This window comes from Leptolyngbya sp. KIOST-1 (assembly GCF_000763385.1).
GTDB lineage: Bacteria > Cyanobacteriota > Cyanobacteriia > Phormidesmidales > Phormidesmidaceae > Nodosilinea.
Window position 1 is genome coordinate 1,415,831 of the sequence record NZ_JQFA01000002.1, and the last position, 20,890, is coordinate 1,436,720.

Here is a 20,890-nt window from a genome sequence, read left to right on the forward strand (position 1 = left end):
CATCCCAATTCTCGTGAAAGACCGAGATGCTTCACTTGATGACACGCCCTAGACCGCCAGTACGGTATTGCTAACTGCTTAGGTTTGCAATCACAGCGACTACAATGGCCCACCCCTCACTGGACAGACCAGAGGTTAAAACCGATGCTCGTTCACTCCTTTCCGTCTAGACTGGTTCGTCTGGGCTGGGGCAGGCGATCGCTGCTCTAGCGCAACCGCTTGGCCAGTCGCGCCAAGGGCTGAAACAAAAAGGCCGGGATAGCCAGGGCCACCAGGGATGAAACCTGAAATTGGCCCCTGCCGATGCAGGCCAGCAGGGCCCGGCGATGGCGGCGAATCTCCTCTGGCCAGTTCATCCACTTGCTGCCCAGCAGCAGCAGTTCGTTGGCCCGGTACTCCAGGCCGTTCTGGCAGTACACATCAAAATGCTTTTGGGCCAAGCGGTACCAGGACATGGGACTGACTTTGCGGCTGTTGCTGCCCAGGTATTTTCGCCAGATGTAAATCACCGCTGGGATGCCGTAGAAGCCGCAGGGCAGCGCCATGGCCCGCACCCAAAATTCTAAATCGTGCAGGTCTTCGGCCCCCAGCCCGGGGTCGCTGTGGCCCACCGCCTCCCACAGCGACTTGCGCAGGGGCGCAGTACCAATCAGCGTCCAGTTGGTGCTGAGGGAAAATCGCCTGGCCCGCAGCAGGGAATGCAGCGAAATGGGCGTGGCCTTCACCAGGCGAGGATCGTCGGGGTAGCGCTGGCACAGGTAGCCGCCGTAGATAAACCCGGCATCGGGATGATCCAAAAAGGCCTGCTGAATGTGGTGGAGGGCATCTGGAGGCAGCAGGTCGTCGGCATCGAGCGGTACCAGAATCTCGCCCTGGGCGGCGGCGAATCCGGCATTGCGAGCGACGGAGGGACCGCCGTTGACGGGCTGCCATACCAGGCGGATGTCGGGATCTTGCTCTAGCTGGCGGCAGACCTGGTTGGTGCGATCGTCCGGGGAGGCGTCATTGACAATCACAATTTCCAGGAACGGCTGGGTCTGCCGCCGCACGCTTTCTACGGCCTCTAACAACAGGTCGCCCTCGCGGTAGCAGGTGATGACCACGCTCAGGGTGGGTGTCTCAGCCATAGATCGTTTCTCAGGTGGGCTGGTTGGAGGATAGTTGGCCGGGGCGAAACAGCCGCTGCCGGGTGGCGACGGGCAACAGCCGCAGCAGGGTCAGCGGCAGGAGGGAAAGATATTTTTTTAGAAACATCACGACTCCCCAGGGGCCATAGGCCATCCAGTTGAGCCGCCACCACAGCCGCCAGCTTAGCCCCGAGTAGGGGTTAAAGACCAGCCGCACCAGTTGCCAGGGGTCGCCGGGGGTCATCAGCCAGTCGCTGGGGCACAGGCGCGACTCGGCGGCGTGGTTGGTGACAGAGTAGCGGCTATCGACAAATAGCTGAAACCCGGCCTTCTGAGCCCGCAGCAGGTACAGGGAGTCGCCGCCGTAGTGGGGGCCAGTGTGCGGATCGGGGTAGCCGATCGCATCCACTACCGCCCTGGGCATGCAGACTAAGTTGCCGCTGAGCAGGTCGCAGGGCACCGTCTGGCCGGGGGGTAGGGTGAGAAAGCGGTAGCCCTGCCAGGTCTTGCGCTTGCCGCCAAAGGAGAGGCGATCGCGATCGTCCTGCTCAAACCCCTGGGCACCGACGATGGCGGTGGGGTGCTCGGCGCAAAACTGCACCAGCCCGTCAAGGGTACCGGGGGCCAGGCGGCAGTCGTCGTTGAGCCAGATTAGGTAGGTGGCTCCCTGGGCGATCGCGTACTCCATGCCCAACCGCATTGCGCCCGTCCACCACAGGTTGCCGTCGCCCGCCAGCACCGTCACCGTAGGGAAGCTGGCGGCGATCGCCGCCCCGGTGCCATCGGTAGAGCCGTCATCGATCACTACTATCCGGTGGCGGGCCAGGTCGCCGTTGCGATCGAGCGTCTGTAAGCAGCCCAGGGTAATTGCCCTGCGGTTGTGCACCGGAATTAGAACGTAGGCCTTGTCATCCATAAGAACACTAGGTATTACCAGGGTGACTGGTGCTGTTTGGCCAGCAGTGGCGAATGCTCTCAAACTCATCTAAAAGCGCAATTAGCCGCTTCGCGTAGTCCCCAGGCTGCCAGCTTTTCGACCGCGTCAGGCCCCTTTGAATTAGCTCCTGGCGCAGGGTCTCGTCTTCGCAGAGCGATTTCATCGCCAGGGCCAACTGGGCTGCATCGCGCGGATCGACCAGGATCGCCGCATCCCCCAGCTGTTCCGTCGCCCCTGGCACATCGGAGGCAATTACCGGGCAGCCCAGCGAAAACGCCTCCAACGGCGGCAGGTTATCGGGGCCAAAGTGGGTGGGAAACACCAGCCCCAAAGCGTGCTTGTAGAGGCAGGCCAGGTCTTCTTTTGAGACAAACCCGAGGATGTGTATCCTGTCAGCCAGATTCAAATCGTGAATGAGCTGCCGAATATAGCCTGCATTGCCCTTGTCCGAGCCGGTGAGTACCAGGGCCACATCCCCGTGCTGCTCCACCAGGAGTTTGAACGCCTGGAGCAGGGTGGAATGGTTTTTGTGGGGCCAGAACTGGGCCGGGTAAAAGAAGTAGCGGCTGGGTAGACCGTGCCGGGCCAAAAAGTCTTCTTTTGGAGCTGGGGAATTGGCGATCGCCTCCGCCAGTCGCGGTGTCGGGAACGGAATCACCTGAATCCGCTCCGGGGCGATCTGGTAGAAGCGCTCGATTTCAAATTTGCCACGCTCGGTGCCAGTAATGATATACGTAGCCCGAGGCAGATTAATTTGGTAAAACCGCTCCCGCTTGCCCCACTCGCGCCCCTGGCTCACCTCGGGAAAGTAGGGCTGCAAACGGTGCTGCAAATCCCAAATCGTCAGGGCGTAGGGAACCTGCCGGGTGGGGCACTGGATCAGCGCAGCGGGGGCCAGCGCCCAGCACAAGTCAAAATGGTTTTGCAAAACAAAGCGCCGCACAAAGGCAGCCTGAACCTTATCGGCCTGGTTGGCCAACTTAGGCGATCCGCTGCTGTAGGCCAGATCTAGCCCCCGCCGCAGTCCTGCCGGTATAAGCTGGCTGGGCGGATGGAGGATGGTGAGATTGGGGTGGGGTGTCGCCTGTCCCTGGCCCTCGGCTCCGCTAAAGATGGTGATCTGATGGCCTATGGTCGGGGCCAGGTCGAGCAGCGCTGCCACAATCTCTGACTCAAAGGTGTAACCGCCCCCGGCAGAGGGAAACGCTGAAGAAACTGGAATCGCGACCTTCATGACTTCACGGCAACGAAGTAGACACCCCAGGTATCGAGGCTCGGGGGGCGATCGCTCATCCATTCGCCGCAGGTCACTAGATCCATCCCCGCCTGGTGGAGCAGCAGCTCCAGCTCGGGCTTAAACAGATAGCGCATGCGGTGCAGTTCGCGCAGCTCTTGCCAGGTGTCGGTGCCCAACTGCTGAAGCAAAACCTGATAGTTCACATCCACAATGTTGTCGTTGGGGTGCAGCACTGGCTCGGCAATGCGGGTAATGGCCAGGGTCTCGTTTTGCAGGCGCTTGACTCGCACCTGGGGCTGGTCGTGCAGCACCGCAGGCCCGTACCACACATCAAATATAAATATGCCCCCCGGCTTGAGGTGCTGGGTTACGGTGTCAAAGGCCGCCGCCAAATCGGCGTTGTTGGTCTGGTAGCTAATCACGTGAAACAGCGACAGTACGCAGTCAAAGGTTTGCTCTAGCCGCACCTGCCGCAGATCGCCCTGGAGAAATTTGAGCCGCTGAGCAATCTGGCTCGATTGTGCGGCCTGCCGTTCGCCACAGCGGGATAGCATTTCTTCGCTACGCTCGACCCCGGTGACCTGGTAGCCCCGTTCAGCTAAATATTCGGCGTGGCGACCGGTGCCGCTGCCCAGCTCCAGCAAATGCTGAGCCGCCGGGGCGTGGGTCTTGAGCAATTGGTGAATAAAGTCGGCCTCTTGGGCGTAGTCTTTGTCCTGATAGAGCAGGTCGTAGTACTGGGCATAGGCATTGAACACGCTCACACCATCACCTCCTGCACGGCGGCGATCGCCTGGTCGATCTGCCCGTCGGTGAGGGCCAGCCCGCTGGGCAGGTAGAACCCTCGCCGGGCAATGCGCTCGGCTACCGGGTGCTTTTCACCCTCAAATAGGCCCATTTTGTGGAACACGGGCTGCTCGTGCATGGGCCAGAAGAAGGGCCGCGTGCCAATGCCCTTGGCCTTTAGCCGCTGCATGGCCTCAGCGGCATCGAAGGGTACCCCGTCGTCGAGCACCAGGCCGTAGACCCAGTAGACATTCTCGGCGTAGTCGGTGGCGGGCAGGGGGAGCTGCAACCCCGGCACATTCCCAAGGCCCTCGGTGTAGCGCCGACCGATCGCGCGTTTGCGGGCAATAAAGCCGTCAAGCTGCTCTAGCTGGGCTACCCCCAGGGCCGCTTGCAGGTTGCCCAGGCGAAAGTTCCAGCCCAGCTCCTCGTGGACAAAGCGCCGCTGGGGCTGAAAACAGAGGTTCCTCAGCGATCGGCAGCGTTCCGCTAGCTCTGCATCGTCGGTGAGCACCATGCCGCCTTCGCCCGTGGTGATGTGCTTGTTGGCGTAAAAGCTAAAGGTGCTGATGTCGCCAAAGCTGCCGCAGGGCTGCCCCCGGTAGGTCTGGCCGTGCATTTCGGCGGCGTCTTCAATGATGGCTAGATGATGGCGCTGGACGATCGCCAGCAGCGGCTCCATGTCTACGGGCAGCCCGTAGATGTGCACCACCATAATTGCTTTGGTCTGGGGGGTAATGCAGGCCTCAATCTGGCCTACATCCATATTCCAGGTAATCGGGTCGGCATCGACGACGACGGGTTTGGCCCCCGCCCGCACGATCGCCGCCACGCAGGAAATAATCGTAAACGTGGGCAAAATCACCTCGTCGCCTGGACCCAGGCCGAGGGCGGCCACCGCCACATCCAGGGCGGCAGAGCCGTTGGCCACCGCTACGCCGTGCTGACGACCCACCCGCTGGGCAAACTCGGTCTCAAAGCGATCGACAAAGGGGCCTTCGGAGGAAATCCAGCCGGTTTCGAGGCATTCCAGCAGGTACTTTTTTTCGTTGCCGCCCAGGGCGGGCTCGTTGACCGGAATAAACGCCATAGCTGCCTAGCCCGTAATGGTGGCCTGGCTAGACGATATCCCAGAAAATCGGGTTTTGTCCTGATCGCCCATGTAGGGGCCTTGCTTGACCTCGACCATCTCCAGGTCTTCGACCACCTCAAAGCCGTGGCCACCGGTGATCAACAAAATCACGTCGCCCGCTTCCAGCACTCGGCTCTCCAGGTATTCCTGCTCCTGGCTATAGAAATCGACCCGCAGCTTGCCCTTCTTGATGAACAGCACCTCCTGGGTGTGAAACACGTCGCGGTGCACGGGGTTGTGCACGTGGGCGGGAATGGTTTTACCCGCGTCGTACTTCATGTAGGCGAGCTGCTGGGAAAGCTCGTTGGGGGTAAAGAAGTGAATGCCGGGCTCGGCAAAGCGGTGGGAGAGAATCAGCGCCAGCATTTCGCTGTTGTGGACGATCTGCTGCACGGGAGACTGAACGGCGGTGACGGTGGGGAACGATGGCATGGGGGTAGGGCCTTTGGGTAAAAGGACGGTAGGCAGGGTGAACTGCTGGTTCTAGTCTGCCCAGGATGGCGGCGATCGCGTAGCCTGTTTAACTAAATCAACAGATGGGAATTTAACGCAGGATATGAACACAGGCGACCGCCCGTGCCGCTGCGGCTCCATCGCTGGGTTTGGCTTTTCCAAACCATTCATCGGAATGAACATACTTGCAATCAGCACAGTCGGCCTCTGTGGCCACTTGCCAACCGTCGGCAGAGTACTTGAAGTAAGTTTTCTCAATGGCCTGGGCGGGGCCAAAGGCCGCGATCGCATCAGCCAGTAAAGCCGCATCGAACTGTTGAAAATCACCAAAGTTCTGATATTTCCCAAATGGAACACTGAGGAACAACGATCCACCGGGCTTTAGAATGCGGCTAAGTTCTTTAACGGCTAACCTATAGTCGTTTGATTGATTTTCGCTATAGCGTTCACTTTGAGCATATTGTGTATTGTCTAATCCCACATGCTCCAAGGTAGATAGGCAAACAATAGCGTCATAGAACTCACCTCTAATAGGCAATTCTCTCAAATCCTCAAAAAAGTAAGAAATGCCCTTTTCCCAAAAGCACCTGTACTCAGGAGCCAGCGTGGCAATGTGCAATCGCTTATTGGCAAAATAGGGGTGATCAAGCAGATACTCATAGTTCAGCACAGAACCAGCATCTAAAACGTACTGGGCCACATCGGGCAATTTTGAAAAAAGCCATGGATACTCTACGCAACGCTCGTCCAAATAAAGCCCATAGCCACTGGGCAGGGACTGGCCTTGGTCAAAGATCTCAAGCAAACTCTGATTTTGCAAAACCTCTTGAATAGTCTGCTGCTTGTAGGGTTCGTAGCCAGGCGACCAGGGAGTGCGATCGCCGCTCAAGTAGCGGTCGATTTTTTGTTGAGGCGTTTTGCCTACCGCCAACTTGCCCAGTGCAATCAAACTTGGCGGCACCCAAAATTCTATGGACTCTTTTAAGCTCATGACTTGATTGACTGCGGTTAATTTGTCTTTGAGGATGCATCTGCCCAATAGTGTTCCTTGTGAACCCACTTTCTCAAGTTGGGATCAAGCAAAATGCGCATTTTATACAGAGCCGAGATTAAATGGTGAAACCATTGAATGTCGTATTGTAGCCAGTGCTCAACTCCTCTAAAGGAAGCAAAGAGCCGCTTTACCCCTGCCGATAGAGCCTTTAGGACATGCTTGGCAACTTGAATCGGCAGCAGCAGTTTACTAGGCAGAAAATATTTAATTTCACTGTAGGCACTGCTGATAGCTCCCTTGATCGCTCGACGCCGAACAAACTCTAAGGTTTGGCGTTTGGCCGGAATGCGGTGGTAAAGCCACGCCTCTGGGCTGTAGACAATTTTGTAGCCCTCATCATAGACGCGCTTGGCAAATCCAGTTTCACCATCACCGCGCTGCCACTCAATCCAGCCGCCACCTACGCCGTCGGGCGGGAAGCCGCCCAGGGTAAGCACTAATTCGCGGCGAAAGGCCATATTGCAACCGTAGGGTGTTTCTGGCCACTGCATTTCACGGGAAACATTGCCTAAGTCGAGCAGGCTAAAGTAGTCGTCTGGTACTTGCTTCAGCCAGTCGGGCGGTGGAGCATCCCACTGGGGAATTGTTTTGCCCCCTACAGCGCCCACTTTAGGATTAACAAATGGAGCACAAATAGCTTTTAACCAATCTGGTGGAGCAATTATATCATCGTCGATAAAAATAACAATTTCCCCTCTAGCTTTAATTGCTCCTTGATTACGGCCATTATGCAACCCTAATTCTTCAACAGGAAAATATAAGACTTGAGCATGATTAGCTTTGTTGAGTTTTCTGATCTCATTTTCCAAAGCTTTGTCACAAGCATTGTCTAAAACCAAAACTTCAAATTCATGCTTTGAGCCTTGATTAATAATGCTTTCAAGGGCTTCTAGCAAAAGCGTCCCTCGACGATAAGTGGGTATAACCACACTTAAAAACTTTGGTACGTTTTCACAGACTTTGCTCATGAATTTTCGGTTTTTCTACAGGTAAAAAAATTAAACATGGCCAGATTTGGCAACTTTCTAGCTAAAGGCTCAAGTAAGTCATGCAGCCATCTAAATTGTCGGGCTCTTTTACATATTAGCTTTCGATATACTAGAGGAAGCGTGAACGTAACACCTATACATTTGGAGATTGCAAAACCAGCTTCTTCAAGAAGAATCCTATTTTCAAAAAACGGCCTTTCGCCTATATGATCTAGTTCATTATCAGTTCGATCTAATTGGCCCAAAAAAGTAAAGGTGATTCGGGAATTCAAATGTGCAAGGTTGGGGATAGCAACAAAAAATAAACCATCAGGTTTTAAAACTCTACGAATTTCTAAAAGTGCCTGGCTCTGGTCTTTATATGCAATATGCTCAAAGACGTCTAACAGCATGACGGCATCAAAACATGAATCTGGGTATGGTAATTCGAGAAGATTTCCTCGCTTGACAAACTCGCTCTCATAGTTCAAGTCTAATCCTTGAATATCGAAGCCTCTTTGGGCATATTCTTCTACAAATACCCCTTCACCACATCCAACATCAAGAATTTTGCTAGACGATTCTAACGAGTTCAAAAAAACTCGGACTAGCTTAACTTTTTGAAGATAAGTTGGGGCGTAAGACCAATTAAGATCTAAGTTCTTATGATAGTCGCCCTGTTCAGAATAATGCCACCCTTTGAAAGAAGCCTCTTTATTGGTCATGATTGTTCAAATCTCCAGTTGCGAACACTATTTTTTTATGATTGATCACAGGATATCTGCTTCCACAATCTTTGCAAATCTTGCAGCTTCCCTTTTCAAACAGTTCTCCTCCTTTAAGGATTACGCAGCTGGGGCAACGGAGATGCTGAATCCAATCACCAGAATCATCGTCGCTTGCTTCGTTCAACAGATCTTTTTCTTTGCTGACCCATATATTTATCTGGGTAGTCCATGCAGCCTTGTTTGGTGCTAATTGATCAAGCCAAAAAGACCATAATCCTATAGTGAATCGCGTCAGAGGTTTTTTTTGGAGATAATGAGCTAACAGGCCTAGATAACCGTTAACAAGCTGGATATCCACCAAATCAAAATCGCTCAACCATTTTTTCATCAAGAATGGAGAGAACCTAAAAAAGTCATAAGGCTCCATGTGCGCTTCAAACATCCAAGGTACTGATATAAAGGCTTTTCCACCTGGACGTAAGCATCTCCATATTTCATTAATAACCTTTTGTGGATTAGGAGTATGCTCCAATACTGAAATGCATACAAATCCAGACATGCTGTTTGATGCGAATGGAAGTTTTTCAGCATTTGCGGTCACATCATTACTTTCGGTGTTTATGAGATCCAAAAGCACGTATTTTCCGCTTTTCATGTATTCTTCCAGATTTTGAGAGCCTCCTATCTCAACAATATTTCCATCAATTTCTCGAACGAAATCTATTAGACTTTCATTAATTGACTGTCGTGCAACAGTTACCCCACTTAAATAGTCCTGAGTGCGTCTAAAGAATTTTCTCCCATGACTCTCTCTGAAGTATATTAATTGTCCTGAATTGTACTTAAAGGCCATTTTTCCAAAACATTATCTAAATTATTCCCAGCTTCCCTTGATATAAACAAGCCCATAGTCTCTTGAAACCAAGAAACCTTTTCCATATACATCTGATTCAACAATAGAAAACTCTAATATCCGCTCAAGTCTATCCAAATATTCAGTTACGCCTCTTGTTATGCTTACAGTTATCCAATATTTTCCAGGCAGCAAAGGAATTTCATCGATAAAACAATGTATCAGGCAACTACATTGCTCATTTCTTTGAAGCAGCTTTGATCCCGTCATTTCCGAATGAAACCCAAATATTTTAATCCCTTCCATGCTTTCAACGGATAAACCTGCCACCAAATTCGATACTGAAAGAGTTTTGAGTTTAGTTGGTTCAAGATCAATCTCCAAATGGAATTTATCTCCCATCATAAACTCGTTGACGATATCACCATTTGAGTTTTTTGTCTTTATGGAAGATATCAAGCGACGATTTTTTCCATCTATTAGTATCTTTCCGCTATTTTTAAAGGTACTAGTCTGTTTCTTTAGGTACGAGCCAATGACCTCACAAGATTTTCCCTTCTCGATGATTGCTCCACTTTCTAGAAGCAGCGACTCACTGCAAAGGTTCTGAACGGTTGCCATATTGTGGCTGACAAATAGGACCGTTCTTCCTTCTTTGCTGACGGTTTCCATTCGGCCTAAGCATTTTTTTTGAAAAGAAGAATCTCCTACTGCTAATACTTCATCTACGACTAAAATTTCTGGTTCCATATGAGCGGCTACAGCAAACGCCAGTCGCACATACATGCCACTGCTGTAGCGCTTTACGGGCGTATCTAAAAACCGCTCAACCTCTGCAAAATCAACAATCTCATCGAACTTGCGGTTGATTTCGGTCCGGCTCATGCCCAAAATTGCGCCGTTGAGAAAGATGTTCTCCCGCCCGGTCAGTTCGGGGTGAAAGCCCGTGCCCACCTCCAGCAAACTCGCCACCCGGCCCCGCAGGCGCACCCGCCCCGTGGTTGGCTCCGTAATGCGGCTCAGCACCTTCAGCAGCGTCGATTTGCCCGCCCCATTGCGGCCAATAATGCCCACCACTTCCCCCTGCTTCACCTCAAAGGAAACATCCTTCAGCGCCCAAAACTCGTCCTGCCGGGGGCCAGCCTGGGGCTTAAGGGGGTGGCGCAGTCGACGACCCAGCGCTCTCGCGCCATCGGCCAGCACATCACGCAGGGCCACATAGCGCGAGTTGCCCTGCTGCTGGTGGCCAAGGACATACTTCTTGCCGAGATTTTCGACCTGGATAACTGTGTCAGACATGGGGGCAGTGGAACGGGGGCAGTTCACTCAGCGGTTGCATCCGCCATTGTGCTCATTGTGCCCCCTGGCTTTATGAAAGTTGCATGTCCTCACACTTAGTTACCCACCACACGCGAGTGCTTCGGTGGGGCAGGGCGGCGGTTCAAGTCAGAGGAAGTTTAAGACGCCCTAATCCGCCGGACGTCTTAAGCTTCCTCCTCAGTCGCATCGGCCTCTGTTGGGTGAGTTTGTAGCCAGGCCTCCAAAGCGCTCAGGTCAGCTAAATCAAACAAAACTTCCGACAGCGCATCGAGCTGTGCCAGAGGCAATGCCCGTATTTGGGCCACCTGTACCTCCGATAAAAGCCCCAGCCGCCGAGTCAAAAACCGAATTAACAGCGTAGCCTCTGCCTCCTGGCGACCTTCTCGAAGGCTTTCCTGGCGACCTTCTTGAAGACCTTCCTGGCGACCTTCTTCAAACACTTCCTGGTAGAAGCGGGTTTGTCGGATGTCAGCCGTTTTGATGTCTAACATCGCCAGAATCTCCTGAGTTGTCAACTGCGGGAATTTATTGATCAGTATAGCTTCCACCAGATTGAGCATTAGCTGAAACGCCTCTTCTCCCTGGGATTTGACGGTGCGCAGCAAACTTCGTGCCGCCTGGGCCGTCGCGGCACTGGGCAGCACAATCAGCTGGAGCAGGGCCAGGGCGGGGCGTTCTCACGCGATCGCATCCCTACCCTCACCTCAAATCACGTCGGCAAAGGTGCGCTCCATGCGGCGGAAGTAAAGAATCCCTGTAACCAGCAGCACCCCCACCAGCAGCAGCGACAGCAAGAACCCAGGCCAGTACAGCGCCACATCGCCACCGATGATCGCCCAGCGAAAGCCGTCGATCACCCCCACCATAGGATTGAGGGAATACAGTAGCCGCCAGCGATCGGGAATGATGGCGCTGCTAAAGCCCACCGGCGAAATGTAGAGGCCAAACTGCACCAGAAACGGCACCACGTAGCGAAAGTCGCGGTACTGCACGTTAAGGGCAGCGAGCCACAGGCCAGCGCCCATGGCGGCAGCAAACGCGATCGCCACAAACAGCGGCAGCGTCACCACTCGCCAGGAGGGCACCGCCTGGTACCACGCCATCAGCCCCAGCAGAATCAGGCCCGAGATCAAAAAATCCACAAAGCTGACGATCACAGCGCTGGTGGGCACCACCAACCGGGGAAAGTACACCTTAGAGATCAAATTGGCGTTGGTGATCAGGCTGTTGCTGCACTCGCTGAGGGCATTGGAAAAAAACTGCCAGGGCAGCATCGCCGAAAATACGAGAATGGGGTAAGGCGCACCCCCCTCGCTGGGCAGGTTGGCCAAACGGCCAAACACCACCGTAAACACCACCATGGTCAAAAAGGGGCGAATTAGCGCCCAGGCCACCCCGATCGCGGTCTGTTTGTAGCGCACCAGAATATCGCGCCAGGCGAGGAAGTAAAACAGCTCGCGGTAGCGCCACAGGTCGCGAAAGTACTGGGCTTCGGTGCGCCCCGCCTCGATAATTAGCTCGGGCGGGGCGGCGGGGGCGGGGCGGCGGGGGCGTTTTAGGCGGGGCATAGGCACAGGTTACTCTATGGCCAAGGTGCCCATCCTAAGCCCAAAGTCGATCAGCTGAACACCCGATACAAAATCCCAAATGAATACCCCCGAGCTGTAGGGGCGTAGCCTGCTACGCCCCTACGGGATTCCTGATTCACCCACCCTGGCGGGCTATCCGGCCACCACAAAGTTGACCAGCTTGCCGGGCACCACAATTACCTTTTTGATCTCCTTGCCCTCCAGGTAGCGCTGGGCAGCCTCCGACTCGCGAGCGTAGCGCTCCAGCGCCGCCTTGTCAGAGTCAGCGGGCACCTCCACAGTGCCGCGCGTTTTGCCCATGATTTGAATCACCAGGGTGATTTCGTCCACCACCAGGGCACTGGGGTCGAATACGGGCCAGGGAGCACAGTGGACTGATTCGGTGTGCCCCAACTGGTGCCAAAGTTCGTCGGCCAGGTGGGGGGCAAAGGGGGCCAGGAGCTGCACCAGGGCGCGCACTCCCTCGGTGTATACGGGAGATTCCTTAGCGGGGGAGTCGGTCAGGGCATTGCTCAGCTTCATCAGCTCGGAGACGGCGGTGTTGAACTGGTAGTCGCCGTCGATGTCCTCGGTGATCGCCTGAATGGCGGTGTGGATGGCGCGGCGCAGGTTTTTTTCGTCCTTAGAGAGGTCTGGTTGGGGCGCGCTAGAGGGTTGGGGCGCTTGGGTCGTGAGGGGTTGGGGCGCACTGCTGTGCGCCCTTACAGGAGTCTCCTGGGATGTGGGGTCTTGGGTGGTGAGGTATTCGGTGACCAGCCGCCAGACCCGGTTCAAGAAGCGGAACTGGCCCTCCACGTCGGCGTCATCCCACTCCAGGTCTTTCTCAGGCGGTGCCTTGAAAAGAATGAACATGCGGGCGGTGTCGGCCCCGTACTTGGCCAGTACCGCCTTAGGGTCCACGCCGTTGTACTTCGACTTCGACATCTTTTCGTAGAACACCTCCAGGGCATCGCCGGTGTCGGGGTCCACTGGGTTGTCCGGGTCGGCCACATTTTCAGGGGCAACGTACTTACCCGTTTTGGGGTTCTTGTAGGTGGTGTTTTGCACCATGCCCTGGGTCAGTAGCCGCTGGAAGGGCTCATCGCAGGAGAGCAGACCGCGATCGCGCAATACCTTAGTAATAAACCGCGAGTACAGCAGGTGCAGAATGGCGTGCTCAATACCGCCCACGTACTGATCCACGGGCATCCAGCCGTTGGCCTGGGCGGTGGCAAAGGCCGACTCCGGGTTGCGGGCATCGGTGTAGCGCAAAAAGTACCAGGACGAGTCGATGAAGGTATCCATGGTGTCGGTCTCGCGCCGGGCGGGGCGATCGCACGTCGGACAGGGCACATTCACCCAATGCTCCAGCTGGGCCAGGGGCGAGGCTCCCCGGCCCGAAAACTCCACATCCTCGGGCAGGGTGACCGGCAGCTGCTCGTCGGGCACGGGCACAATGCCGCACTCGGGGCAGTGCACCACTGGAATGGGCACCCCCCAGTAGCGCTGGCGGGAGATCAGCCAGTCCCGCAGGCGATAGTTGGCCTCGCCCTGGCCTTTGCCGTTTGCCTCTAGCCACTGGATAGCAGCGGCGACACTCTGCCCTTCACCCTTGCCAGCGGGGGTGCCGTCCAGCGGCCCGGAGTTCACCATCACCCCTTCTCCCGCCCAGGCGGCGGTCATGGTGTCGCCATCCAGAGTCTCCCCCTCGGGCTGCACCACCACCTTCACCGGCAGATTAAACTTGCGGGCAAACTCAAAATCCCGCTGGTCGTGGGCAGGTACCGCCATGATTGCCCCGGTGCCGTAGCCCATCAGCACATAGTCGGCAATCCAGACGGGGATTTTCTCGCCGTTTACGGGGTTAACCGCGTAGCTGCCCGTCCACACCCCAGTTTTCTCGCGGTCCTCGGCGGTGCGATCGATCTCGCTTTTGGCGGCGGCGGCCTTGCGGTAGTCGTCTACGGCAGCCACGCGATCGGGAGCGGTTAATTTGTCTACCAGGGGGTGCTCCGGCGACAGCACCATAAAGGTGGCCCCCCACAGGGTGTCGGGCCGGGTGGTGAACACCGGCAGCGCGTCGCCGGCCTCGGTTTTAAACACGACTTGAGCGCCTGTGGACTTACCGATCCAGTTGGCCTGCATGGTGCGTACCCGCTCCGGCCACCCCGGCAGCTTGTCCAGGTCCTGTAACAGTTCCTCGGCGTAGTCGGTGATCTTGAGGAACCACTGGCGCAGCAGCTTCTTCTCCACCAAAGCACCCGATCGCCAGGATTTCCCCTCGCTGTCCACCTGTTCGTTGGCCAGCACGGTTTGGTCCACCGGGTCCCAGTTCACCGCCGCCTCTTTCTGGTAGGCCAGCCCCATCTTCAGCATTTGAATGAATATCCACTGGGTCCAGCGGTAGTAGTCGGGGGCGCAGGTGGCCACTTCGCGCTCCCAGTCGTAGGAAAGGCCCAGCTCTTGCAGCTGCGATCGCATCTGGTCAATATTCTGGTAGGTCCATTGGGCGGGGTGAACGCCGCGATCGATCGCCGCATTCTCGGCGGGCAAGCCAAAGGCATCCCAGCCCATCGGGTGCAGCACCCGGTAGCCCTGCATGCGCCGCACCCGCGCCACTACATCGGTGATGGTGTAGTTGCGCACGTGGCCCATATGCAGGTTCCCCGACGGGTACGGAAACATCGACAGCGCGTAGAACTTGGGCTGGTCGGGGTTCTCGATGGCTTGGTCTAGCCCCTGCTCGGCCCACACCTGCTGCCACTTTTTCTCGATCTCTGCGGGGTTGTATTTGGACTCCACCGTCCCTGGCTCCTACTGCTGCACTGTTGCGATGTTCCCCATCATAGACGGCATAGGCGGCGGGGAAGCAAGTAGACATCCCTTACACCACATCCAGCTCAGGATCTTAAGTTTTTCCACAGGCATAACCTCGCTTTTAGACTTGAGCGAGGTTATGAACCGACCGATGGGGGCGTTAAGGCTTTACATTTAGAGAGTCTTTTGGCTGTGCTGTGCTGAAATTTAGACGCATGCAGTGTGAAATGGAGTAGAACCTAGCACTAGAGCAGGTTTTATTTAGCTCTACTAGCGCGCGACGAGAAGAAAACCCAATGTCTCTACAACTTACTATCGACTACCCAGAATCTTTCCCTGATGCCCTAGGCCACACCCGTGAGCAATTTGAGCAGGAAGCTAAATGGGCTATGGCCGTCAAGCTTTTTGAGTTGAAACGGCTCTCCTCTGGCATGGCTGCTTCACTGTTGGGAGTTGACCGAGTTACCTTCCTGTTAAAGCTAGGCGACTACGGTGTTCCCATAATCGACCTTTCCGAAGACGAACTGCTCTCGGATATGGCCAATGCCTGAGACAACTCAGATTGTGATCAACACATCTCCTCTGATTGCGCTCGTCGCAGCCTGGGGAGATTTGAGCCGACTCGCCTCTCTGTACGAGCAGGTCTTTGTTCCGCTCGAAGTCTGTCAGGAAGTGTTGAAAGGCGGAACCAATCAGTTTGCTGTTCACGAATTTGAGCGTGCCACCTGGCTCGAAAAACAGATTTTTCCCCAGCAGGTCTCACCCTATCTGCTGAATTCCTTGGATCTGGGCGAAGCCTCAGTCATCCAGTTTGCCCTCGACCAAACCATCCCCACCGTTTGTATTGATGAACCCGTTGGCAGACGAATGGCCCGTTTAAGCGGTTTAAATTTGACCGGTGCCGTGGGCATTCTGCTGAAAGCTAAGAAAAAAGACTCTTCCTTATCTGTTCGCACTGCCATAGGCAATATGCTCAACCGCAATATTCGCCTCAGTCAAACCGTGATTAACTTTGCCCTCGCTCAAGCAGGCGAACTTGACTAACCCCGTAACGCAGTTGGTATCTTGAACATCGCCTCAAGCCATCACTCCGCCACTTCGTCGGCAAAGCTGGCCTTGCGCTTAAACATAAACGGCCCCGCTAGCGATCCCCACAGGTGCTCGTTCGTCTCCGGGTCCCGGCCCCGATCCCAGCTGATGAACTGGTCGGCGTCGATCTCAAACTCGCTATCTAAATAGGTGAGCTTGCCGTTGCGGGTCACTATACAGGCGTTGCCGGGTTCCACCGCCCCTTTAAAGCTGTGACCCGTCCAGTGGACGATCATGTTGCAGCCGGGGGTTTTCTCGAAGTGGTCGGCGGTGAGCTTGGCCAGCCGATCGCGATCGCGGGACGCTCCGTAGAACGCCTCACCATCCTTGACCATGTAGTTCTCGATCAAAATGTGGTCGCCTTGGGCGCTGAGTTTCATGCCGCGAGCCCGGTAGGGCTGATTGAGCTGAAAATCGTAAGCCTGCTCAATATAAAAGCCGGTGCCGCCGAGAATTTCAGGAGCCAGGGGGCGCATACAGACGCGAATGTGGGCAAATAGAGGCGGGTTGTCGAAGGCCTGCTGCTGATTGCTAAAGTCTGCCGCCATCCAGCGGGCCAGAGTGCGAGTATCGGTAGCGTGGGTCATGGATGGGTTGTAGAAAGCGTCGTGATAAGGTTCTAGTTTACAGGTTTGGCAGTGCCGACTTTTGGGAAATGCCGTGGCCAAGAAACTCCATATCGCTCTATCTACGGCGGATATTGCCGCCTCCGTGGCCGATTATTCGGCTCGTTTGGGCTGCCATCCCGATCTGGTAATTGAGGGAATTTATGCCCTTTGGCGTACCGACTGTCTCAACCTTTCGATTCGTCAGACCGCCGAAGTGCCGCCGGGGCAGCTGCGCCACCTGGGCTGGGAAGATGACGAGGCCGAGGCATTCTCAATGGATGAAGATGTCAACGGCATTGTCTGGGAGCGCTTTGCGGCCCACCACCAGGCCGATGAGATCAACGAGATCTGGCCAGGCGCAAACTACCAGGTTGACGCTGAAACTGGGAAATGACCCTGGGACGACGCATCGCGTTTCCCCTACATTCAATCTTGAATGGCCACGAACCTTCACCTAAAGCCACGATTATCAGGTCAGGCAACGTCAAAATTCGACCCTAACCGAGCACCCCACAGAACCCTTGCCCCATAGAACCCTTGCGATGACCACTCACCCCACCGTTGAAACATTTTGCCTGCATGTCGAACTGCTCGACAGCGACCCGCCGATCTGGCGGCAGGTTTGCCTTCAAAGCGATGCCTCGCTGGAGGCGCTGCACCGGGTGCTGTCCGCCGCAATGGGGTGGTCAGGGGAATCTGATTACGTCATTAAGGGGCAGGGACAGGTTTTGAAAAGTGGGGAGGAAAGAACCCTCGCTACCCTGCTGAGCGAACCGGGCGATCGCCTGATCTACACCTATGCCCCGGCCCAGGGCTGGCTGCATAAGGTCACCCTCGAATCGATTGGCGCTGCTCAAGATTCTGTACCCCGCTGCACGGCTGGCGAGTACCAGTGCCCACCCGAATTTTGCCAGGGGGTGTGGGACTACGTCGACCTGCTCGATCGCCTCAGCGACAGCGGCGACCCCGACGAAGTCGATGCCCTCTGGCAAAAAGTCGGCTACGACTTTGACCCCGAATACTTTGATTTGACCGCCGCCAACCAGCGATTACAGGATCTGTAGGGCGCTGTGGGTTCACATTGTCAGCACTGCCCGGTAGCGGACCTTGTTGTCCTTCACCCGCTGCAGGGCTTCATTGGCCTGGTCTAAAGAAAACGTCTCCACCAGGGGCTGAATGCCGAATTTTTCCACCACCTGGAGCATTTCTGTAATCGTGGCCGGACTGCCAATCTCCGAGCCCATGATGCGGCGCTGTTTGCCGGTCAAGGGCCCCACCGGAATCGTCAGCGGTTCGGGGGGAATGCCCACGAACACAAAGGTGCCGTTGGAGTCGAGGTAGTTCAGGTAGCCCAGCCAGTCGAGGGCCTGGTTGGCGGTGTTGAGGATGAGATTGAGCTTATTGACAGGCAGGGGCGGGGAACCGCCGGGGGGCACCAGGATAGCCGCGTGGGCGCCGAGCTGGGTGGCAAACTCGGCTTTGTCGGCGGAGGTGGTAAACACCGTCACCCGGTTGCCCAGACGGCTGGCAAACTGCACCGCCAGGTGGCCCAGCCCGCCGATGCCAATCACCCCGACCTCCTGACCGGAGGTCATGCCCCCGTTGCGCAGCCCGGCGTAGACGGTGATGCCGCCGCACAGAATGGGCCCGGTGGACTCTGTAGACAGGCCCGCGGGCAGGGTAAAGGCAAAGCGCGAATCCACCACCATGTGGTCGGCAAAGCCGCCGTAGCCGCTGACGATCAGCCCTTCGGCCCGATCGCAGAGGTTGTGGTCACCCCGCAAACAGTCCAGGCAGTGCATGCAGGCGGCCTGCTGCCAGCCCACCCCGACGCGATCGCCCTTCTGCATGTGAGTAACCTGGGAACCAACCTCAACCACCGTTCCGATCACCTCGTGGCCTGGCACCAGCGGGTAGCGCGATTGGCCCCAGTCGTCGTGGATCATGTGTAGGTCAGAGTGGCAGATGCCGCAGGCCAGCACTTTAATGGCGCAGTCGAAGGGTTTAAGCGGTGGTGCGGCAAAACTAAAAGGCTGTAGGGGGGCACCGGGTTCCAGCGCAGCGAGAGCATTGATTTGCATAGGGTTTCCAGGAGTTCTTGAAGGCGCAGCTTGTATAGCAGCGCGTCAAGATATTGGCACTATCACCGCGATCGCCGATGTAGCAGAGATATCGATTGCCCCCTAGCTACCGAATCTAACTTCCATATCCCCGATACCCAACGGGCCCACCCGTAGGGGCAAACGGTTGTTTGCCCTTCATCAAATTGCTGGGAACCCAGATGAATTCAGTATTCGTCAACGCTGTCAGCTAAGGCTCAAACCGCATCGCGAATGTCCGCCATCAGGGCATCGATCGCCGCAACAGTCGTATTCCAGGCGCACATCAGCCGGGCCCCGTCGGTGCCAATGAAGGTGTAGAACTTCCAGCCCCGGCGGTACAGTTCGTCGATTAGCGGCTGGGGCATCTGCACGAACACCCCATTGGCCTGGCGCGGAAACAGCAGCTTAATCTCAGGAACGTCCCGCAGCTGCTGCTCCAGGTAGGCGGCCATCCGGTTGGCGTGCTCGGCGTTGCGCAGCCAGGCTCCGGTCTCTAGCAGCCCCAGCCACGGGGCCGAGATAAACCGCATTTTGGAGCACAGCTGCCCCGCCTGCTTGCAGCGGTAGGCAAAGTCCTCGGCCAGCGCCTTGTCAAAGAACAGAATCGCCTCGCCGATGCCCATGCCGTTTTTGGTGCCGCAGCAGCACAGCACATCGATGCCCGCCCGCCAGGTGAGTTCCGCTGGGGTTTTGCCCGAGGCCACCAGGGCATTGGCAAAGCGGGCTCCATCCATGTGCACCCTGAGCCCGTAGTGGCGGGCCCGCGCGGTGATAGCGACCAGCTCATCGACTGTGTAGAGGGTGCCCACTTCCGTGGCCTGGGTGAGGCTGATCACCTTGGGCTTGGGGTAGTGGATGTCGGTGCGCTTGGTAATTAGCTGCTCCACATGGGCCGGGTCGAGCTTGCCGTTTCTGCCCTGGGCCAGCAGCAGCTTGGAACCGTTGCTGGCGAACTCGGGCGCGCCGCACTCATCGGTTTCGACGTGAGCCAGCTCGTGGCAAATGACGCTGTGGTACGACTGACAGAGCGAGGCCAGGGTCAGCGAGTTAGCCGCCGTGCCGTTGAAGACAAAAAAGACTTCGCAGTCGATTTCAAAAATGTCTCGAAATTTGTCGGTAGCTCTCTGAGTCCATTCGTCTTCACCGTAGGCGGGCACATCGCCGGCGTTGGCGGTCAGCAAATAGTCCAGCGCTTCGGGGCAGATGCCCGAGTAGTTGTCGCTGGCAAACTGGATCGAGCGGGTGGGCGGTGGGGCGGTAATCATGGGGGGCAGTCGAGGTAGCGGTGTTTTGAGGATAGCCTGAGTGAGCGAGGGGATGGGGTGGACAGAACGTATCAGTGGGCCAGGGTCAAGGGTGACGACAGGGGGATGGAGTAAGATTGGGAAACTAGAGAAGCGTGAGACCACAACGGGATTAGGGATTGGGCTATGGCGGACGGGTTGCGCTGGGGTTGGTTGACGGCGGCAGCGGTGGGGGTATTGGTAGCCCTCGACGGTGGCAGCTTGGCTCCGCTGGGGAGTGCGCCAGCCCAAGCCCAGGACGGCGGCACCATTACGCTGCGATCGGATATTCAGGAGGCGAACGCCGCCACGGGCATCATCACCGCCCGGGGCAATGTCCAGATCGATTACCCCGCCCGGCGGATCACCGCCACCTCTGCCCAGGCCGACTACTTCAGCAACGAGCAGCGCATCGTCCTCAGCGGCAATGTGATCGTCAACCAGGAGGGCAATACGCTGCGGGCTGAGGTCGTCACCTACCTGGTAGACGAAGATCGCTTCATCGCTACCCCTCGCCCCAACACCCAGGTGGAAGCTGTTTACACCCTGCCCCCGGCCGCGCCCAGTTCTGTTCAGGGCGGCGGAGAAGCCGGTCGTCCCCCCACCCCTCGTCCCCCCACGGTACTCGACGTCAGTCCGGTTGGTCCTTAACCGCAGTCAGCGGCAGCTTAACAGGGTTGGCACGACAGGGGACAGAGTTTACCGCGTCCCTATAAATACCCTCAAAACGATTAAAGTTTTCTGGTGCCTCACCGCCCAGCAAGGAGGTCAAGGTTTCCACATTTATATTGAAAGCATATTTGAAGCACCCATCAAACTTACCCAGCA

Annotated in this window: 22 protein-coding genes; 5 read left to right on the forward strand and 17 right to left on the reverse strand. The window is 56.3% G+C overall.

Translation table 11 applies throughout. The annotated features are described in order from the left end of the window. Window positions 1–206 precede the first annotated feature (206 nt). From NF78_RS06250 to leuS, 14 genes are all read right to left on the reverse strand, one after another. Window positions 207–1,127 (reverse strand): glycosyltransferase family 2 protein, encoded by a 921-nt coding sequence (locus tag NF78_RS06250; RefSeq protein ID WP_035985352.1) that lies wholly within the window; start codon window positions 1,125–1,127, stop codon window positions 207–209. Window positions 1,128–1,137: 10 nt separating this feature from the next. After that, window positions 1,138–2,043 carry a glycosyltransferase family 2 protein gene (locus NF78_RS06255; protein WP_035985353.1) on the reverse strand — a complete coding sequence of 302 codons (906 nt, stop codon included), beginning with the start codon at window positions 2,041–2,043 and terminating at the stop codon, window positions 1,138–1,140. A gap of 7 nt (window positions 2,044–2,050) precedes the next feature. Further along, window positions 2,051–3,298 carry a glycosyltransferase family 4 protein gene (locus NF78_RS06260; RefSeq protein WP_035985354.1) on the reverse strand — a complete coding sequence of 416 codons (1,248 nt, stop codon included), beginning with the start codon at window positions 3,296–3,298 and terminating at the stop codon, window positions 2,051–2,053. Next, window positions 3,295–4,065 (reverse strand): class I SAM-dependent DNA methyltransferase, encoded by a 771-nt coding sequence (locus tag NF78_RS06265; RefSeq protein ID WP_035985355.1) that lies wholly within the window; start codon window positions 4,063–4,065, stop codon window positions 3,295–3,297. Before NF78_RS06265 ends, NF78_RS06260 begins: the two co-directional genes overlap by 4 nt. Next, entirely contained in the window at window positions 4,062–5,177 is a 1,116-nt protein-coding gene (locus tag NF78_RS06270; RefSeq protein WP_035985356.1) for a DegT/DnrJ/EryC1/StrS family aminotransferase, read from the reverse strand. Before NF78_RS06270 ends, NF78_RS06265 begins: the two co-directional genes overlap by 4 nt. Before the next feature lie 6 nt (window positions 5,178–5,183). Then, window positions 5,184–5,651 carry a cupin domain-containing protein gene (locus tag NF78_RS06275; RefSeq protein WP_035985358.1) on the reverse strand — a complete coding sequence of 156 codons (468 nt, stop codon included), beginning with the start codon at window positions 5,649–5,651 and terminating at the stop codon, window positions 5,184–5,186. 112 nt (window positions 5,652–5,763) lie between these two features. Beyond that, a complete protein-coding gene (locus NF78_RS06280) occupies window positions 5,764–6,663 on the reverse strand; it encodes a class I SAM-dependent methyltransferase (RefSeq protein ID WP_052049886.1) in 900 nt (299 codons plus the stop codon). 17 nt (window positions 6,664–6,680) lie between these two features. After that, window positions 6,681–7,694, reverse strand: a complete 1,014-nt coding sequence (locus tag NF78_RS06285) for a glycosyltransferase (protein ID WP_072015988.1) — start codon at window positions 7,692–7,694, stop codon at window positions 6,681–6,683. After that, window positions 7,691–8,419 (reverse strand): class I SAM-dependent methyltransferase, encoded by a 729-nt coding sequence (locus NF78_RS29120; protein WP_072015989.1) that lies wholly within the window; start codon window positions 8,417–8,419, stop codon window positions 7,691–7,693. The genes NF78_RS06285 and NF78_RS29120 overlap by 4 nt, the downstream gene beginning before the upstream one ends. Beyond that, window positions 8,409–9,275 (reverse strand): class I SAM-dependent methyltransferase, encoded by an 867-nt coding sequence (locus tag NF78_RS29125; RefSeq protein WP_072015990.1) that lies wholly within the window; start codon window positions 9,273–9,275, stop codon window positions 8,409–8,411. Before NF78_RS29125 ends, NF78_RS29120 begins: the two co-directional genes overlap by 11 nt. Window positions 9,276–9,296: 21 nt before the next feature. Further along, entirely contained in the window at window positions 9,297–10,574 is a 1,278-nt protein-coding gene (locus tag NF78_RS06295; protein WP_035985364.1) for an ABC transporter ATP-binding protein, read from the reverse strand. Window positions 10,575–10,759: 185 nt separating this feature from the next. Continuing rightward, entirely contained in the window at window positions 10,760–11,260 is a 501-nt protein-coding gene (locus NF78_RS06300; protein WP_081972526.1) for a DUF4351 domain-containing protein, read from the reverse strand. A gap of 39 nt (window positions 11,261–11,299) precedes the next feature. Then, window positions 11,300–12,163, reverse strand: coding sequence for an ABC transporter permease (locus NF78_RS06305; protein WP_052049888.1), 864 nt, complete (start codon window positions 12,161–12,163; stop codon window positions 11,300–11,302). Window positions 12,164–12,316: 153 nt separating this feature from the next. Further along, window positions 12,317–14,965, reverse strand: coding sequence for a leucine--tRNA ligase (gene leuS / locus NF78_RS06310; protein ID WP_035985365.1), 2,649 nt, complete (start codon window positions 14,963–14,965; stop codon window positions 12,317–12,319). A 311-nt stretch (window positions 14,966–15,276) separates the two neighbouring features. On the opposite strand from leuS, the gene NF78_RS06315 reads away from it, so the two are divergent. Together NF78_RS06315 and NF78_RS06320 are read left to right on the forward strand one after the other, a co-directional pair. Beyond that, window positions 15,277–15,531, forward strand: coding sequence for a UPF0175 family protein (locus NF78_RS06315; RefSeq protein ID WP_035985367.1), 255 nt, complete (start codon window positions 15,277–15,279; stop codon window positions 15,529–15,531). Further along, window positions 15,524–16,024: a toxin PIN gene (locus NF78_RS06320; RefSeq protein WP_035985369.1), complete on the forward strand. Its 501-nt coding sequence runs from the start codon at window positions 15,524–15,526 to the stop codon at window positions 16,022–16,024. Before NF78_RS06315 ends, NF78_RS06320 begins: the two co-directional genes overlap by 8 nt. Before the next feature lie 41 nt (window positions 16,025–16,065). On the opposite strand, the gene NF78_RS06325 is transcribed toward NF78_RS06320, so the two are convergent. After that, window positions 16,066–16,656 carry a chromophore lyase CpcT/CpeT gene (locus tag NF78_RS06325; protein WP_035985371.1) on the reverse strand — a complete coding sequence of 197 codons (591 nt, stop codon included), beginning with the start codon at window positions 16,654–16,656 and terminating at the stop codon, window positions 16,066–16,068. A 73-nt stretch (window positions 16,657–16,729) separates the two neighbouring features. Here NF78_RS06325 and NF78_RS06330 point away from each other — a divergent pair, with 73 nt between their 5' ends. Together NF78_RS06330 and NF78_RS06335 are read left to right on the forward strand one after the other, a co-directional pair. After that, entirely contained in the window at window positions 16,730–17,071 is a 342-nt protein-coding gene (locus NF78_RS06330) for a hypothetical protein (RefSeq protein WP_035988867.1), read from the forward strand. 148 nt (window positions 17,072–17,219) lie between these two features. Beyond that, a complete protein-coding gene (locus tag NF78_RS06335; RefSeq protein WP_035985373.1) occupies window positions 17,220–17,741 on the forward strand; it encodes a plasmid pRiA4b ORF-3 family protein in 522 nt (173 codons plus the stop codon). 12 nt (window positions 17,742–17,753) lie between these two features. Here NF78_RS06335 and NF78_RS06340 read toward each other — a convergent pair whose 3' ends face one another. Continuing rightward, window positions 17,754–18,758 carry an NAD(P)-dependent alcohol dehydrogenase gene (locus NF78_RS06340; protein ID WP_035985375.1) on the reverse strand — a complete coding sequence of 335 codons (1,005 nt, stop codon included), beginning with the start codon at window positions 18,756–18,758 and terminating at the stop codon, window positions 17,754–17,756. A gap of 236 nt (window positions 18,759–18,994) precedes the next feature. Next, window positions 18,995–20,044 (reverse strand): threonine aldolase family protein, encoded by a 1,050-nt coding sequence (locus NF78_RS06345; protein ID WP_035985377.1) that lies wholly within the window; start codon window positions 20,042–20,044, stop codon window positions 18,995–18,997. Window positions 20,045–20,209: 165 nt separating this feature from the next. Between NF78_RS06345 and NF78_RS06350 the strand changes: the two genes are divergently transcribed. Beyond that, the gene (locus NF78_RS06350) at window positions 20,210–20,713 is read left to right on the forward strand and encodes an LptA/OstA family protein (RefSeq protein ID WP_052049889.1); all 504 of its coding nucleotides are present in this window, start codon (window positions 20,210–20,212) and stop codon (window positions 20,711–20,713) included. The last annotated feature ends 177 nt before the right edge of the window (window positions 20,714–20,890 follow it).